This is a genomic window from Streptomyces sp. NPDC002680 (assembly GCF_042889145.1).
Classification (GTDB): domain Bacteria; phylum Actinomycetota; class Actinomycetes; order Streptomycetales; family Streptomycetaceae; genus Streptomyces; species Streptomyces adonidis.
In genome coordinates this window covers 274,295-288,516 of sequence record NZ_JBIAQP010000002.1, presented here as the reverse complement: position 1 = coordinate 288,516, position 14,222 = coordinate 274,295, and the positions used below count along the sequence as shown (strand labels likewise).

General features: G+C 70.1%; 18 protein-coding genes. 6 read left to right on the top strand and 12 right to left on the bottom strand.

The features are described 5' to 3' along the window. Positions 1–69: 69 nt before the first annotated feature. From ACFYXF_RS07930 to ACFYXF_RS07915, 4 genes are read right to left on the bottom strand one after another with little or no spacing between them, the layout of a single operon-like run. Positions 70–873, bottom strand: a complete 804-nt coding sequence (locus ACFYXF_RS07930; protein ID WP_389348698.1) for a class I SAM-dependent methyltransferase — start codon at positions 871–873, stop codon at positions 70–72. A 27-nt stretch (positions 874–900) separates the two neighbouring features. Beyond that, positions 901–1,785 carry a polyphosphate kinase 2 gene (ppk2, locus tag ACFYXF_RS07925; protein ID WP_389348697.1) on the bottom strand — a complete coding sequence of 295 codons (885 nt, stop codon included), beginning with the start codon at positions 1,783–1,785 and terminating at the stop codon, positions 901–903. 32 nt (positions 1,786–1,817) lie between these two features. Further along, complete coding sequence (locus ACFYXF_RS07920; protein WP_235474915.1) at positions 1,818–2,051, bottom strand: hypothetical protein; 234 nt, start codon at positions 2,049–2,051, stop codon at positions 1,818–1,820. Positions 2,052–2,067: 16 nt separating this feature from the next. After that, positions 2,068–3,222: an anion permease gene (locus tag ACFYXF_RS07915; protein WP_389348696.1), complete on the bottom strand. Its 1,155-nt coding sequence runs from the start codon at positions 3,220–3,222 to the stop codon at positions 2,068–2,070. A 119-nt stretch (positions 3,223–3,341) separates the two neighbouring features. On the opposite strand from ACFYXF_RS07915, the gene ACFYXF_RS07910 reads away from it, so the two are divergent. After that, complete coding sequence (locus ACFYXF_RS07910) at positions 3,342–4,124, top strand: VOC family protein (protein WP_389349005.1); 783 nt, start codon at positions 3,342–3,344, stop codon at positions 4,122–4,124. Here ACFYXF_RS07910 and ACFYXF_RS07905 read toward each other — a convergent pair. From ACFYXF_RS07905 to ACFYXF_RS07875, 7 genes are all read right to left on the bottom strand, one after another. After that, the gene (locus ACFYXF_RS07905) at positions 4,073–4,405 is read right to left on the bottom strand and encodes a DUF952 domain-containing protein (RefSeq protein WP_389348695.1); all 333 of its coding nucleotides are present in this window, start codon (positions 4,403–4,405) and stop codon (positions 4,073–4,075) included. The genes ACFYXF_RS07910 and ACFYXF_RS07905 overlap by 52 nt on opposite strands. A gap of 44 nt (positions 4,406–4,449) precedes the next feature. Further along, a complete protein-coding gene (locus tag ACFYXF_RS07900; RefSeq protein ID WP_389348694.1) occupies positions 4,450–4,863 on the bottom strand; it encodes a YciI family protein in 414 nt (137 codons plus the stop codon). Then, the gene (locus ACFYXF_RS07895) at positions 4,860–5,075 is read right to left on the bottom strand and encodes a hypothetical protein (protein WP_389348693.1); all 216 of its coding nucleotides are present in this window, start codon (positions 5,073–5,075) and stop codon (positions 4,860–4,862) included. Before ACFYXF_RS07895 ends, ACFYXF_RS07900 begins: the two co-directional genes overlap by 4 nt. 44 nt (positions 5,076–5,119) lie before the next feature. Then, positions 5,120–5,704 carry a dihydrofolate reductase family protein gene (locus ACFYXF_RS07890; protein WP_389348692.1) on the bottom strand — a complete coding sequence of 195 codons (585 nt, stop codon included), beginning with the start codon at positions 5,702–5,704 and terminating at the stop codon, positions 5,120–5,122. Between the two features lie 15 nt (positions 5,705–5,719). Continuing rightward, the gene (locus ACFYXF_RS07885; protein ID WP_389348691.1) at positions 5,720–6,340 is read right to left on the bottom strand and encodes a GNAT family N-acetyltransferase; all 621 of its coding nucleotides are present in this window, start codon (positions 6,338–6,340) and stop codon (positions 5,720–5,722) included. A 175-nt stretch (positions 6,341–6,515) separates the two neighbouring features. Next, positions 6,516–7,652 carry a family 2 encapsulin nanocompartment cargo protein polyprenyl transferase gene (locus ACFYXF_RS07880; protein WP_389348690.1) on the bottom strand — a complete coding sequence of 379 codons (1,137 nt, stop codon included), beginning with the start codon at positions 7,650–7,652 and terminating at the stop codon, positions 6,516–6,518. Between the two features lie 137 nt (positions 7,653–7,789). Then, positions 7,790–9,196, bottom strand: coding sequence for a family 2B encapsulin nanocompartment shell protein (locus ACFYXF_RS07875; RefSeq protein WP_389348689.1), 1,407 nt, complete (start codon positions 9,194–9,196; stop codon positions 7,790–7,792). Between the two features lie 295 nt (positions 9,197–9,491). Between ACFYXF_RS07875 and ACFYXF_RS07870 the strand changes: the two genes are divergently transcribed. The 3 genes from ACFYXF_RS07870 (at position 9,492) to ACFYXF_RS07860 (ending at position 11,508) form a co-directional block, all read left to right on the top strand. Continuing rightward, the gene (locus ACFYXF_RS07870) at positions 9,492–9,725 is read left to right on the top strand and encodes a hypothetical protein (RefSeq protein WP_235474924.1); all 234 of its coding nucleotides are present in this window, start codon (positions 9,492–9,494) and stop codon (positions 9,723–9,725) included. 117 nt (positions 9,726–9,842) lie between these two features. Then, positions 9,843–10,433: an N-acetylmuramoyl-L-alanine amidase gene (locus tag ACFYXF_RS07865; RefSeq protein ID WP_389348688.1), complete on the top strand. Its 591-nt coding sequence runs from the start codon at positions 9,843–9,845 to the stop codon at positions 10,431–10,433. A gap of 166 nt (positions 10,434–10,599) precedes the next feature. Next, positions 10,600–11,508, top strand: a complete 909-nt coding sequence (locus tag ACFYXF_RS07860) for a 1-aminocyclopropane-1-carboxylate deaminase/D-cysteine desulfhydrase (RefSeq protein ID WP_389348687.1) — start codon at positions 10,600–10,602, stop codon at positions 11,506–11,508. A 12-nt stretch (positions 11,509–11,520) separates the two neighbouring features. On the opposite strand, the gene ACFYXF_RS07855 is transcribed toward ACFYXF_RS07860, so the two are convergent. Then, on the bottom strand, positions 11,521–13,116 hold the full coding sequence (locus ACFYXF_RS07855; RefSeq protein ID WP_389348686.1) for a Na+/H+ antiporter: 1,596 nt from the start codon (positions 13,114–13,116) through the stop codon (positions 11,521–11,523). A gap of 90 nt (positions 13,117–13,206) precedes the next feature. Here ACFYXF_RS07855 and ACFYXF_RS07850 point away from each other — a divergent pair, with 90 nt between their 5' ends. Further along, the gene (locus ACFYXF_RS07850) at positions 13,207–13,467 is read left to right on the top strand and encodes a UBP-type zinc finger domain-containing protein (RefSeq protein WP_389348685.1); all 261 of its coding nucleotides are present in this window, start codon (positions 13,207–13,209) and stop codon (positions 13,465–13,467) included. Positions 13,468–13,804: 337 nt separating this feature from the next. After that, positions 13,805–14,218 carry an anti-sigma regulatory factor gene (locus tag ACFYXF_RS07845; RefSeq protein WP_053744517.1) on the top strand — a complete coding sequence of 138 codons (414 nt, stop codon included), beginning with the start codon at positions 13,805–13,807 and terminating at the stop codon, positions 14,216–14,218. Positions 14,219–14,222: the final 4 nt, after the last annotated feature.

Sequence of the window (14,222 nt, the reverse complement as noted above, 5' to 3'; positions counted from 1 at the left end):
GCTTTCGCCGAAAAGGGCCGGTCAATACAGGCCGGCCCTTTTCGCTGCCCTGCGACCGTGTGAGCCCCCTCAACGCCGGCACACGAGGATCCCCGCCCGGCAGCCGACCTCGAACGCCCCCTGCCGGGCGATCCGTTCGGTGACGATGGCGCGGGCCCGCTCGACCGTCGCGTCGAAGGGCACGTCGTACTGGTCCGCCCAGGCCCGGTAGGACGCCAGGTAGGCGACGACGGGCTCGGGGTCGTGGACGGTGACGGTGCTGGGGAGTTCGATCGTCTCCACCCGCCCGAACTCCGCCCCGAGGAAGCCCGGGGCGTTCTCCAGGGAGAAGCGGGCGCCGATCGAGAACCGGACCGGTTCCTGCCCGGTGCCGAGCACGTCGCTCGCGGCCTGCTGCCACAGGTCGTCGAGCTCGGCCTTGTCCCGGTCGCCGTTGGTGGAGGCGATCACCAGCCCGTCGGGGGCGACGACGCGGGCCAACTCCCGTACCGCCTGCGGGATGTCGGGCACGTGGTACAGCATGTGCATCGCCAGGACCGCGCCCACGCTCCCCGAAGCCAGTGGCAGGCGTGTGACATCCGCCACGGCGACCGGGGCGGGGACTCCGGCGAGGATGCCGGGCGCGATGTCCAGGCCCAGCACGGTCTGTGCGGGCCGGTCCTCGCGCAGTCGCCGGACGAACCTGCCGTTGCCGCAGCCGACGTCGACCACGTGTCCGCGTACAGCACGAAGCTGCCCGGCAGCGATGCCGGGCAGGTCGTGACGGGGTGTCTGCCACCGGTAGAGCGCCTGGCGGGCGGCCAGGTGGCGGTCGCTGCCGTAGGCGCTCTCGGCGAGGCGGGTTCGGTCGGTGGCGGTGGAGGGTTCGGTCACGTCTGAGGCATCCCCGCCTCGGCCGGTTCACATGCCGTCGTCGTCCTCGCCCGCCTCCAGCAGGTTCGCCGCCGCGCCCACGATGCTCGGGTCCGGGCTGCCGACGACCTCCTCGTCCTTGCCCGTGTAGTCGAAGCGGGCCAGCACGCTGCGCATCGCCTCGACCCGCGCCCGCTTCTTGTCGTTGCTCTTCACCACCGTCCAGGGCGCCTGTTCGGTGTCCGTCTCGCGGAACATGGCGACCTTGGCCGCCGTGTAGTCGTCCCAGCGGTCCAGGGAGGCGAGGTCCATGGGGCTGAGCTTCCACTGCCGTACGGGGTCGACCTGACGGATCGTGAAACGGGTGCGCTGTTCGCCCTGGGAGACCGAGAACCAGAACTTGATCAGGTCGACGCCGTCGTCGACGAGCATCCGTTCGAACAGCGGGGCCTGGCGGGTGAAGCGCCGGTACTCGTCGTCCGTGCAGAAACCCATGACCCGTTCCACACCGGCCCGGTTGTACCAGGAGCGGTCGAACAGGACTATCTCGCCGGCGGTCGGCAGGTGTTCGACGTACCGCTGGAAGTACCACTGGCCGCGTTCGCGTTCGGTGGGCTTCTCCAGGGCCACGACCCGGGCGCCGCGCGGGTTCAGGTGCTCCGTGAAGCGCTTGATCGTGCCGCCCTTGCCGGCCGCGTCCCGGCCCTCGAAGACGACGACCAGGCGGCGGCCGGTCTGCTTGATCCAGCTCTGCAGCTTCAGCAGTTCGATCTGCTGGAGCCGCTTGTGCCACTCGTACTCCTTGCGCTCCATGCGCTCGGCGTAGGGGTAGTTCTCCCGCCAGGTCTCGACCGGAGTGCCGTCCGGCCGGATGAGGACGGGCTCGTCGTGGTCGCTGTAGTCGACCTTCAGCCCGGACATCAACGGTGTCATTCTGTCGGCCTCCCGTGCATCGACGTCAGCGGTCAGTGGAACTGCGGCACGATCAGATAGATGCCGTACGCGACCACGGCCGCGCACGCCACGAAGCACAGTCCGGCCTGGGCGAGCCCGAGCGCGTGCGTACCACCGTCATTCTCACGCGCGCCCTCGACCCGGGCGAGTCCTAGGACGCCGACCGCGAAGACGACGACCACGGCGACGGTGGCCCCGAGGCTCACCGCGGCGACCTGCCCCAGTGCGCTCCAGTCCAGATTCATTTCGCTTCTCCCTCGCTCACGCGGCCGTGCCGACGCGCGTCGGCTCCGACGCCTTGATGCTGACCTCGTGGGTCTCGTTGACGTTGTTCGCGTGCACCGGGTTGCGGCGCGCGGCCAGCACGATGCCCCCGGCGACCGCGACGGCGACCAGCGCGACGACCACGGTGCCGAAGGTGCCGCCGTACCTGACGGCGCCCGCGGAGACCCCGCCGACCAGCGCGGCGGCGGGCAGGGTGATCAGCCACGCCATGACCATGCGGCCCGCGACACCCCAGCGCACCTCCGCCAGCCGCCGGCCCAGGCCCGCGCCCAGGATGCTGCCCGAGGCGACCTGGGTGGTCGAGAGGGCGAAGCCGAGGTGGGCGGAGGTGAGGATGACGGCCGTGGACGCCGTCTCGGCGGCGAAGCCCTGCGGGGACTGGATCTCGGTCAGGCCCTTGCCCATGGTCCGGATGATCCGCCAGCCGCCCAGATAGGTGCCGAGGCCGATGGCGAGCCCCGCCGACGCGATCACCCACACCGGCGGACCGGCGTCATGGCCGAGCGCGCCCGCGGAGATCAGGGTCAGGGTGATGATGCCCATGGTCTTCTGCGCGTCGTTCGTGCCGTGCGCGAGGGAGACGAGGGAGGCGGAGGCGATCTGACCGGCCCGGAACCCCTTGGTCACCGTGTCCTTGCGGGCGCGGGCCGTGAGCTTGTAGGCGAGGTACGTGGCGATCAGGGCCGCGATGCCGGCCACCAGAGGTGAGGCCAGCGCCGGGATCAGCACCTTCTCGACGACCTTGGTGAAGTGCACACCGTCGGCGCCCGCACCCACCCACACCGCGCCGATCAGCCCGCCGAACAGGGCGTGCGAGGAACTCGACGGCAGCCCCACCAGCCAGGTCATCAGGTTCCAGAGGATCGCCCCGACCAGCCCGGCGAAGATCATCCCAGGGCTGACGAGCGTGTCGTCGACGATGCCGCCCGAGATCGTCTTGGCGACCTCGGTGGACAGGAACGCGCCGACGATGTTGAGGACTCCGGCGATCAGGACCGCTGTCTTCGGTTTCAGGGCGCCGGTGGCGATGGACGTGGCCATCGCGTTCGCCGTGTCATGGAATCCATTGGTGAAGTCGAAGGCCAGGGCCGTCACGATGACGACCGCCACCAGGAACGTGATGTGGTCCATGCGTTCGATGGAAGCAAGCGCAGGCGTATTCGCGACGAACTGCGGGCAAAGGCTGTTCCTGGAAAAAACGCAGGTGACGTGGACGACCGCCACCTTACGATCACCCCATGAGCACTGGTATGGGCATCCGCTGGACCTACGCCTTCATCGACCGGCCCGCCGGACTCCTCGGCCCCGCCCAGTCGTTCTGGACCGCCGTCACGGACACCCGCCTCTCCGAACCCCGGGGCGACCAGGGCGAGTTCACGACCCTGCTGCCGGGCACGGGCGACGCCTGCGTCAAGGTCCAGGGGGTGGATTCCGGGGACGGCGGCGCCCATCTCGACTTCGCCGTCGAGGACGTCGACGCCTTCGTCGGATCGGCGACGGCGCTCGGGGCGACGGTCGTCGGCGCCCACACCGGATGGGCCGTGCTGCGCTCGCCCGCCGGTCAACTGTTCTGCGCGGTGCCTTGGCACGGCGAGTCGGTACGGCCGCCCGTGGTCGACGGCAGCCGACTCGACCAGGTGTGCGTGGACGTCCCGCCGACCGCGTTCGACACGGAGGTCGCCTTCTGGGAGCGCCTCACCGCCTGGGATTCCCTCACGGGCTCACTCCCGGAGTTCCACGTCCTCAGGCCCCCGGCCGGCCTCCCGGTCCGCGTCCTCCTCCAGCGCCTCGACACCGACCGGCCCGGCGCCTCCGCCCACCTGGACCTGGCCTGCGCCGACATCGCGGCGACCCGGGCCCGCCACGAGGAACTGGGGGCCACGACCGTCGCCCCCTTCTCCCACTGGACGGTCATGCGCGACCCGGCGGGCGGCACGTACTGCCTGACCGGCCGCGACCCCGAAACGGGCGGCCTGCCGGATCACTCCCACATCTCGACGTCCACCACGGCACCCACCGGGATCGGCCCGTAGACGTGCGGGAACTCCTCGCCGCCCGGCTTCGCGGCCTCGTACCTCAGGGGTGCGTCGAGCCGCGCGGGGTCCACGACCAGCACCACCAGGTCGTCGGGGCCGTCGTAGGAGCCGTACAGGAAGGCGGCCACGGCCGGGAGCTGGGCGCGTGTCGACAAATGGATGAAGCCCTCTTCCTGGAGGGTGCGCCCACGCGTCGACATCTCGTACGTGCCCCGCGCGCGGGCCGCCTCCCAGAGGGCGCGTTCGGTGAGGTGGACTATGTACGGCAGCTCTGACATGAACCCAACCTAAGGGTCCGTGCCCCGACCGCGGTACGGGCCGTTCATTGCTCCCTGGGATCGTCCAGGACGGGCCGGATCTCCACGGGGTGCTCCGGTACGCCGTCCGGGACCGGGCAGCGGGTGACGCGGGCGGCGATCTCGGTGACCCGCTCCAGGCTCGCGCACTCCAGGAGCCAGTAGCCGGCCATCAGCTCCTCGCTCTCGCCGTACGGATCGTCGGTGATCACCGTGCCGCCGTCCTTGCCTGCGGTGACGTGCCGGATCCGCGCGGGTTCGGCCAGGCCGTTCCCGTCGAGGAACTCGCCCGTCCTGGCGAGGTCGGCGTTGATCGCGCCCATGTACGCGTACATGGCCTGGATGTCGTCGTCGGTCCAGGCGGGACCGCCCTCGGCCGCCTTGCCGTTCTGGGCGTCGTAGTCCGCCTGCGTGCCGCGCACCATCACCAGGTACTTCATGACCGCTCCTTCGGCTCGGACCGCCCCGACCCGGCCGCCCGCAGAGGGCCGGCCTCGACCTCGGCCGCCGGATCGGCGTACGCCTCGCACTCGGGATTCCGGCACGGCCCGGCGACCCACTTCGGTACCCATGCGCCCAGGGTCTTGTGCCGCCGTATCACCGTGGCCACATGCTGCCCGCAGACGGGACAGTCGTGCTCTTCGCTGCCCATACCCCCAGGGTATTGCGGGAGCCGCCGGGGCGCTCCCCGCCGGTTCAGCTCTTTCTGCCGTACGTCCGCACCAGCACCCCGTTCCTGAACGGGCGCACCTCGTCGAGCGCGAACTCCGACACCTCGAAACCGGAGCCGAACATCGGCATGCCGGTGCCGAGGACGATCGGGTACGTCTTGACGACCAGCTCGTCGATCTCGTCGATCAGCTCACCCGCGAGCCGCGAACCGCCGCACAGATAGATGCCCAGCTCGCCCTCCTCCGCCTTGAGTTCCCGGACCCTGGCGACCAGATCGGCGGCGATGATCTCGACGTGCGGGTCCGGCGACTCCCCCAGGGTGCGCGAGGCGACGTACTCACGCAGATGGGCGTACGGGCTGGTGATGCCCTCCTTCAGGGCGACCTCGTAACTGGCCCGGCCCTGGACGACCGTATCGAAACGGCGGTTGGGGAGGTCGTCGAGGCCGAGGGCGCGGCGACCGCCGGTGGAGATCGTCTCGGGGTACTCGGTCTTCAGGAACTCCAGGAACTGCTCGTCGACGAACGGGTACATGAAGGAGGCGTCGCCGCCCTCGTCCCCGATGAAGCCGTCGATCGAGCAGGCGACGAAGTAGCTGAGCCTTCGCAAGCCGTTCTCCTTCGGTCAGTTCTGGGGCTCGCGCCACATGGGCCACATGCGGGGGCCGTCCGGGAGGTCGAGGGGGCGGTCGAGGTGATCGAAGCCGAGGCGTTCGTACAGCGTGCGGCTGCGGGCGCTGCTCGCCTCCAGGTAGGCGGCCGTTCCCTCGCGGTCGCAGCGGTCGAGGACGCTCTGGACGAGGGCCGTGCCCAGGCCCTGGCCCTGGCTGCCCGGTGCGACGGCGATCATCCAGAGGTATTCGTGGGCGCGCCCGGAGGGATGGATCCCGGCCGTCAGCCGCGCGATCAGTTCGACGCGCTCGTTGTCGGGATCGACGGCCTCGCGCATCTGGGCGGCGTCGTCGCCCTCGTCCCCTTGTGCGTCCCCTTCGTCGCCCTCCGGGTGGGCGTCGGTGGGGACGGACAGCCACAGGGCGCACGCCGAACCGTCCTCGGCGAGGTCGACGCGGCCCTCGGCGAGCACGATGTCGAGGAAGGCCGCCATCAGGCGGGGATGCGTCGCGCGGCGGTGTGCCGGGTCCGGGAAGACCCAGCTGCTCACCGGGTCGTCCTGGAAGGCATCGTCCAGCAGCCGCACGACCAGCTCCCGGTCTCTCTCGTCCGCCGTACGTATCGCCACGCCCATGGCCCGCCCCTTTGTCCCAACCGCCGTTGATCGTATGGCGGTTGAGCCTAATGGGTGAGGGAGTTGTGACGGGGCCCGCACACCGTGGGGATGTGCGGGACCCGCCGGCCGGAGCCGCCGGTGCGAGGCGTACGGAGTCAGGGCCGTACACCCCTCCCCGGACGGCCCCGGGGCCTCAGGTGGTGCGGCGGGTGACGAACTCGGCCAGGGACAGCAGGCCGCCCGCAGCCTCCGGGTCGGGGACCGCGCGGGACAGTTCGTGTATCGCGCGGGCCATCCGGTCGGCCGCCTGGAGCTGCGCCCAGTCCCGGCCGCCCGCCCGTTCGACGGCGAGCACCGTCCGCTCCAGCGCCCCTTCCTGCCCCTTGTCGTACGGAACCCCGTACAACTCGGCGAGTTCGGTGGCCGCCGGTGTGCCGGAGGCCAGTGCGGCGACCACGGGCAGGGACTTCTTGCGGGCGACCAGATCCGCCCCGGCCGGCTTGCCGGTGCGGCTCGGGTCCCCCCATATCCCGATCACGTCGTCGATGAGCTGGAAGGCGAGCCCGGCCTCCCGGCCGAACGCGTCCATCGCCTCGACGTCCGCGGCCGACCCGCCCGCGTACAGCGCTCCGAGGGCACAGGCGCAGCCGAGCAGCGCGCCCGTCTTGGCCTCGGACATGGCGAGGCACTCGGCGAGGGTGACCTCGTCGGGGCCCCGCTTCTCCATGGCCGTGTCCGCGTGCTGCCCCTCGCACAGCTCGACGACGCAGGACGCGAGCCGGGCGGCGGCGGTGGCGGACGCCGGATGCGGGTCCTCGGCGAGCAGTCGCAGCGCCAGGGCGTGCAGGGCGTCCCCGGCGAGGATCGCGTCGGCGTCGCCGAACACGGTCCACGCGGTGGGCCGGTGTCTGCGGGTGGTGTCCCGGTCCATGACGTCGTCGTGCAGCAGGGTGAAGTTGTGGACCAGCTCCACCGCCGCGGCGGCCCGTACGGCTGTCTCCCGCCGTCCGCCGAGCGCCGCCACGGCGGTCAGCACGAGCGCGGGGCGGATCGCCTTGCCCGCGTTGCCCGCCGCCGGGGTGCCGTCCGCGTGCTCCCACCCGAAGTGGTAGAGCGCGACCCGGCGCATGGACCCGGGCAACGAGTCGATCGCCCCGCGCAGCGCGGGATCGACCACGGCCCGGGCCTGCTCCAGGATGAGGGCGGCGTCCTGCCCGTCCGCCCCGCCGGACGCCCTCCGCTCCTCCCCCGTCCCCCGTGCTCGTACGGGGGACTCCGCCCGCCTCGGCGGCCTCGGCAGGCCCGACTGGTTCGCCTGACTTGCGCCCACGGCCGGCCGCTCCCCTGCCCCGGACTCCGGCGAACTCGCCGAAGGCCTCTCCGCCGGACTGCCGACCGGACTGCCGATGGGGCTCCGCCTTTCCGGATCCAGGGTCTCGATGGTCTCGGCCGGGCCGTGGGACGGAGTCATCGCCAGCGGCCGATCTCGACGTTCTCCAGCACGCCGAGGGCGTCCGGGACCAGGACGGCCGCCGAGTAGTAGGCCGTCACCAGGTAGTTGATGACGGCCTGTTCGTTGATGCCCATGAACCGCACGGACAGACTGGGCTCGATCTCGTCCGGGATACCGGCCTGCTGGAGCCCGATGACCCCCTGCTCGGCCTCGCCGGTACGCATGGCGATGATCGAGGTCGTACGGGCCTCGGTGACCGGGATCTTGTTGCACGGGAAGATCGGCACACCGCGCCAGGTGGGGATGCGGTTGCCGCTCATGTCGATCGTCTCGGGGACGAGTCCGCGCTTGTTCAGCTCGCGGCCGATCGCGGAGATCGCGCGCGGGTGGGCGAGCAGGAACTTGGTCCCGCGCCGCCTGCTGAGCAGCTCGTCCAGGTCGTCGGGGCTGGGCACGCCGTCGTGCGGCTGGAGCCGCTGGTCGTACTCGCAGTTGCTGAGCAGTCCGAACTCCCGGTTGTTGATGAGTTCGTGCTCCTGGCGCTCCTTGAGGGCCTCGACCGTGAGCCGGAGCTGCTGTTCCGTCTGGTTCATCGGCTGGTTGTAGAGGTCGGCCACGCGGGAGTGGATGCGCAGCACGGTCTGGGCGATGCTCAGTTCGTACTCGCGGGGCCTGGCCTCGTAGTCGACGAAGGTGCGCGGGATGTCAGCCTCGCCGACGTGACCGGCCGCGAGGTCGATCTCCTTCTCGCCGTACCTGTTGGCGGCCTGCTCCGGGATCGCCCGCAGGGCCTGGAGGTGGTCGCGCAGCGAGTCGGAACGCTCGGTGACCTGCTCGAAGTGCTGACGGGAGAGTGTCAGCACGGTGACCGTGGTGACCGCGCGGGCCGTGTACTCCCAGAGGGCGTCGGGGTCGAGCAGTGCCTGGTCGCCGAAGTACGCGCCGTCGGCCAGCATGCCGAGTTCGGCGTCGTCCCCGTACGGACCCGTGCCGATCTTCTCGACCTTGCCGTGCACCAGCAGGAACACCTCGTCGTTCGGGCTGCCGAACGAGGCGATCTCCGAACCAGGTGTGAACTCCCGCTGCTGGCAGCGCCGGGCCAGCTCGGTGAGCACTTCCTCGTCCTCGTAGGACCGCAGGGCCGGCAACTCGGACAGTTCGGCGGGGACCACTTCCACGCGGTCACCGGTCTTCACGAACGTCAGACGGCCGTCTCCCACGGAGTAGGTGAGCCGCCGGTTCACACGGTATGTACCACCCTGCACATTCACCCAGGGGAGCATGCGCAGCAGCCAGCGCGAGCTGATCTCCTGCATCTGGGGGACGGACTTGGTGGTCGTGGCCAGATTCCGCGCGGCCGATGTGCCGAGACTCTGCTGCGGCTTGTCCTGCTCCGTGCGGATCTCTTCGCCTACCGACATAAGGAACTGCCCTCCCGGTCAACTCTTAAATGCGCCGATGCACCGATCCCTCTCGGGTTCGCTTCGCATCGGACGCCTGCGCGCACCAGCCTTCCGCACCGAACGTGCCAGTGCTATTACACGAATGAGCGGGAATGGATCATCCCCGGAGTGGGCACAAAGGGGTTCTTCGCCAACTCGTTCGACCGCACGAACGGAAAAGACCTCTTTTACCGTCTCCTTCTCTCCGTTTCGGGAACTTCAAGATCGCACCGACCGTTCGAGCCTTTGACGGACTACGAACGAGGAGACATTGATGGCAGGCTTCCTGGACCGCGCCAAGGAACAGGCACAGCGCGGCCTGACGCAGGGCAAGCAGAAGCTCGACGAGGTGCAGACCCAGCGGGCCGGCAGCGACCTGCTCAAGAAACTGGGCGCGGCGTACTACGCGGAGCGGCGCGGCAGCGGTTCCCCCGACGCGACCCAGCGGGCCCTTCAGGCCCTGGAGAGTCACATCGCGGTGAACGGGGACGCGTTCCTGCGCCAGTGACCGGATCGGCTCGCACACCGTCCGAACAATTCGCCCCTGACCGTTGGATTCCGGTACAAGCTGCGGTACGAGGCGGTCACGACCGGTGACCGTCGCGCAGCGCGTAAGGAGACGGTCATGGCCCCACCCATGTCCGCGGCCACATTCCTGGACCGGCTCAGGGACGAAGGCGTCACCGTCGTAGAGGTCGGCGACTGGACCCACCACAACCGCAACCACAAGGGTCCCTGGGGCCCGGTCCACGGCGTGATGATCCATCACACGGTGACCCAGGGCAGCGAGCGCACGGTGGAACTCTGCCGCGAGGGCTACGCCGAGCTGCCCGGCCCCTTGTGCCACGGCGTCATCACCAAGGACGGCTGCGTCCACCTCGTCGGCTACGGCAGGGCCAACCACGCGGGGCTGGGCGACGACGACGTGCTGCGGGCGGTGATCGCCGAGAAGCTCCTTCCGCCGGACAACGAGGCGAACACGGACGGCAATCGGCACTTCTACGGCTTCGAGTGCGAGAACCTCGGCGACGGCGAGGACCCCTGGCCTCCGGCCCAGCTCGACGCGATCGAGAAGGTCGCCGCGGCCCTGTGCCGCCACCACGGCTGGACGGAACGGTCGGTCATCGGCCACCTCGAATGGCAACCGGGCAAGATCGACCCACGGGGCTTCAGCATGCAGTGGCTGAGGGAACGGGTACGGGACCGCTTGAAGTAGGGGTTCCCATCCCTGGGGGCTGCGCCCCAGACCCCCCTTTGTCCTCAAACGTCGGACGGGCTGAAATACCAACCCCGGCCGGGGCTTGATCTTTTAGCCCGTCCGGCGTTTGAGGACGAGGCCGTTCAGGCCGACAGCGGGGGTCTGGGGGCGGCAGCCCCCAGGGATGGGAACGGGTAGGGGCGGCAGGGGCGAAAATGGCGCTGTGCCCCTCCCCGCCCCCCTCCAAGAACTCACCGACCCCCGCCTCACCCGCCACCACCTCCGCCTGCTCCTCAAGCGCGACGACCTCATCCACCCGGACCTCATCGGCAACAAGTGGCGCAAGCTGGTCCCCAACCTGGACGCCACCGCCGGACGCCCGATCCTCACCTTCGGCGGCGCCTACTCCAACCACCTGCGCGCCACAGCCACCGCCGGCCGCCTCCTGGGCCTGCCCACCGTCGGGGTCGTCCGCGGCCAGGAACTCGCCGACCGCCCTCTCAACCCCTCCCTCGCCCACTGCACGGCGAACGGCATGCGCCTGCACTTCGTCGACAGATCGACGTACCGGCGCAAGACCGACCCCGCCGTCCTCGCCGCCATCCGCAAGGAGGCCGACGCTGACGACGCCTACGTCGTACCGGAGGGCGGCAGCAACGCCCTCGCCGTACGCGGCTGCCGCGCCCTCGGCGAGGAGCTGCGCGGCCACGCCGACGTCGTCACGGTCGCCTGCGGCACCGGCGGCACCCTCGCCGGCCTGGCCGCAGGCCTCGCCCCCGACCAGCACGCCCTCGGCATCCCGGTCCTCAAGGGCGGCTTCCTGGACGCGGAGATACGGGCCCTCCAGGACCTCGCCTTCGGCGGCCCCCGCGGCTCCTGGACCCTCGACCACCGTTTCCACTTCGGCGGCTATGCCCGCACGACCCCCGAACTGCACGCCTTCGCCGACGACTTCGAGGCCCGTCACGACGTACCCGTGGAACGTCTCTATGTCGCCAAGATGCTGTACGGACTTGTCGCCCTGGCGGAGGAAGGCGCGTTCGCGCGCGGGACCACCGTCGCGGCGGTGATCACCGGCCGTCCGTTCCCGTGACGGACGTCGCCCTCACTCCGCCTCCCGGAACGCCGCCGCCTCCTCCAGGTCCAGCCGTCGCAGCAGCGTCCGCAGCATCTCGTCGTCGATGTAGCGCCCGTCCCTCAGCCGCACGAACATCTCCCGTTCCGCGCTGATCATCTCCCGGGACAGCCGCCGGTACGTGTCGTCCACCGTCTCGCCGGTCACGGGGTTGACCGAGCCCAGCCGTTCCCAGACGGCGTTCTGGCGGCGTTCCAGGACGCTACGGAGCCGGTCGGCCAGTGGGGGCGGCAGGGCGTTGCGCTCGTCCTCCAGCAGGCCCTCCAGGCGCTGCTGCGCCACCCTGGACGCCTGCGCCTGGGCGTTCGCCTCCGCAAGCGTCTCGGCCTGCACGTCACGCCCTGGCAGCTTCAGCAGACGGATCAGCGGGGGCAGCGTCAGCCCCTGGACGACCAGCGTGCCGATGACCGTCGTGAAGGTCAGGAAGAGCACCAGGTTCCGTTCCGGGAAATCCTCGCCGCCCTCCATCGTGAGCGGGATCGAGAAGGCGATGGCCAGGGACACGACTCCCCGCATCCCGGCCCAGGAGATCACGAACGCGCCCTTCCAGGTCGGGTTCGGTTCCCGGTCCCGGATCCGCGCCGACAGCAGCCGGGGCACGAACGTCCCGGGGTACACCCAGGCGAACCGGGTGACTACGACCACGAGGAAGACGGCGATCGCGTACCAGGCGGCGTCGACACCCTCGTACGCCCCAAGTCCCTCCATGACGACCGGCAGTTGCAGGCCGATCAGGGCGAAGACGGCCGATTCGAGAACGAAGGCAACCATTTTCCAGACCGCCTCCTCCTGGAGACGGGTCGCGAAATCGACCTCCCACGCGCGATGTCCGAGATAAAGCGCAACAACCACCACCGCGAGAACCCCGGAGGCGTGCACTTCTTCGGCCACCGCGTACGCCGCGAAGGGGATCAGCAGAGAGAGGGTGTTCTGGAGCAGCGCTTCCTTCAGGTGCGTGCGCAGCCAATGGATCGGCATCATCAGGATCAGTCCGATCCCGATGCCGCCGACCGCCGCGAGCAGGAACTCGCCGATCCCGCCCGCCCAGGTCGCGCCCTCTCCGATGGCCGCCGCGAGGGCGACGCGGTACGCGGTGATCGCGGTGGCGTCGTTCACCAGGGACTCGCCCTGGAGGATCGTGGTGACCCGCGACGGCAACCCGACCCGGCGTGCGATCGCCGTCGCGGCGACGGCGTCCGGCGGTGCCACGACCGCGCCGAGCACCAGCGCGGCGGTCAGCGGCAGCCCGGGCACGATCTGATAAGCGGCCCAGCCGACGACGAGGGTCGCGAAGAGCACGTACCCCACCGACAGCAGCGCCACGGGCCGCAGTTGCGCACGCAGATCGAGGTACGAGCTGTCGACGGCCGCCGTGTACAGCAGCGGGGGCAGCATCAGCGGCAGGACGACATGCGGGTCGAGGGCGTAGTCGGGCACCCCGGGGACGTACGCGAACACCAGGCCGGCCGCGACCAGCAGCAGCGGCGGCGGGACAGGCGTGCGGCGGGCCGCGGCGGCGATGGCGGCGCTGCCCGCGACCAGCATGAGCAGTGGCATCACTTGCATCGGTCTCGGCCCACTCTCGTTTCCCGCCCCATCCGGCACCCCATCTGGTTTCCGCGCGGCTTTCCGCGCACCCGTCGTAACCTGGCAATCATGAAACAGTGCACGCATGCCGACGCGCTGCCGCTCCCGGAACCAAAGCCCAAGAGCGAGACCTGTCCGGAGTGCCTGGCGGCCGGTACCCATCCGGTGCAGTTGCGCCTGTGCCTGGACTGCGGCCACGTCGGCTGCTGTGACTCCTCGCCCATGCGCCACGCGACAGAACACCACAAGGAGACCGGGCATCCGGTGATGCGCACCTTCGAACCCGGCGAGAGCTGGCGCTGGTGCTTCGTGGACCATGTCCTCGTATGACCGCGCGGAAGCCGCGTATCGTCGTCCACCCGACCTCGCACGCGTGTGAGCAGGGGCATTGGTGACCGGAGGCGTACTCGTGTGACCCTGGATCCGGACGGTTCGACCGTCTGACGTCTGGGTACGTCAACCCGGCGCTCGTTGTTCCCAATTGGGCCCGCAGAACCCCTAGCCACTGTGCGTATCCGTATGTTTACTATGAGTGACAGCAAGGGGCTGGGGTCCCGGGGACAGGAAAGTCGAGAGCGCGGTAGCGTCACCGCTGAACCACGTATCGCGTTACCCCGGGGGGCGACCCTCGGCCCCCGAAAGAGCTTGTACCACCTTGGAGGTGAGGGTGTCCCAGTTCGCAGGCGAGCCCGCGACCCAGGACTTCGTGGAAGTCCGGCTGCCGGCCGCGGGTGCCTACCTGTCGGTGCTGCGTACGGCCACGGCCGGTCTCGCGGCCCGTTTGGACTTCACCCTCGACGAGATCGAGGACCTGCGCATCGCAGTGGACGAGGCCTGCGCGATCCTGCTTCAGCAGGCCGTGCCCGGCTCCGTACTCAGCTGTGTGTTCCGGCTGATCGACGACTCCCTGGAGGTCACGGTCTCGGCGCCGACCACGGACGGTCACGCCCCCGCGCGTGACACCTTCGCCTGGACCGTCCTGTCCGCCCTCGCGGGCCAGGTCGACTCCACCGTCGCCGAGGACAAGACCGTGTCGATCAGTCTCTACAAGAAGCGCGGCGCGGGACCCGGGCCGGCGTGAGGAA

Bases quoted from the DNA above. Each gene is read 5' to 3' on its own strand.
- ppk2 (WP_389348697.1), bottom strand. From the start codon at position 1,785: ATGACACCGTTGATGTCCGGGCTGAAGGTCGACTACAGCGACCACGAC.
- ACFYXF_RS07920 (WP_235474915.1), bottom strand. From the start codon at position 2,051: ATGAATCTGGACTGGAGCGCACTGGGGCAGGTCGCCGCGGTGAGCCTC.
- ACFYXF_RS07915 (WP_389348696.1), bottom strand. From the start codon at position 3,222: ATGGACCACATCACGTTCCTGGTGGCGGTCGTCATCGTGACGGCCCTG.
- ACFYXF_RS07910 (WP_389349005.1), top strand. From the start codon at position 3,342: ATGGGCATCCGCTGGACCTACGCCTTCATCGACCGGCCCGCCGGACTC.
- ACFYXF_RS07905 (WP_389348695.1), bottom strand. From the start codon at position 4,405: ATGTCAGAGCTGCCGTACATAGTCCACCTCACCGAACGCGCCCTCTGG.
- ACFYXF_RS07900 (WP_389348694.1), bottom strand. From the start codon at position 4,863: ATGAAGTACCTGGTGATGGTGCGCGGCACGCAGGCGGACTACGACGCC.
- ACFYXF_RS07895 (WP_389348693.1), bottom strand. From the start codon at position 5,075: ATGGGCAGCGAAGAGCACGACTGTCCCGTCTGCGGGCAGCATGTGGCC.
- ACFYXF_RS07885 (WP_389348691.1), bottom strand. From the start codon at position 6,340: ATGGGCGTGGCGATACGTACGGCGGACGAGAGAGACCGGGAGCTGGTC.
- ACFYXF_RS07875 (WP_389348689.1), bottom strand. From the start codon at position 9,196: ATGTCGGTAGGCGAAGAGATCCGCACGGAGCAGGACAAGCCGCAGCAG.
- ACFYXF_RS07870 (WP_235474924.1), top strand. From the start codon at position 9,492: ATGGCAGGCTTCCTGGACCGCGCCAAGGAACAGGCACAGCGCGGCCTG.
- ACFYXF_RS07865 (WP_389348688.1), top strand. From the start codon at position 9,843: ATGGCCCCACCCATGTCCGCGGCCACATTCCTGGACCGGCTCAGGGAC.
- ACFYXF_RS07860 (WP_389348687.1), top strand. From the start codon at position 10,600: ATGGGAACGGGTAGGGGCGGCAGGGGCGAAAATGGCGCTGTGCCCCTC.
- ACFYXF_RS07855 (WP_389348686.1), bottom strand. From the start codon at position 13,116: ATGCAAGTGATGCCACTGCTCATGCTGGTCGCGGGCAGCGCCGCCATC.
- ACFYXF_RS07850 (WP_389348685.1), top strand. From the start codon at position 13,207: ATGAAACAGTGCACGCATGCCGACGCGCTGCCGCTCCCGGAACCAAAG.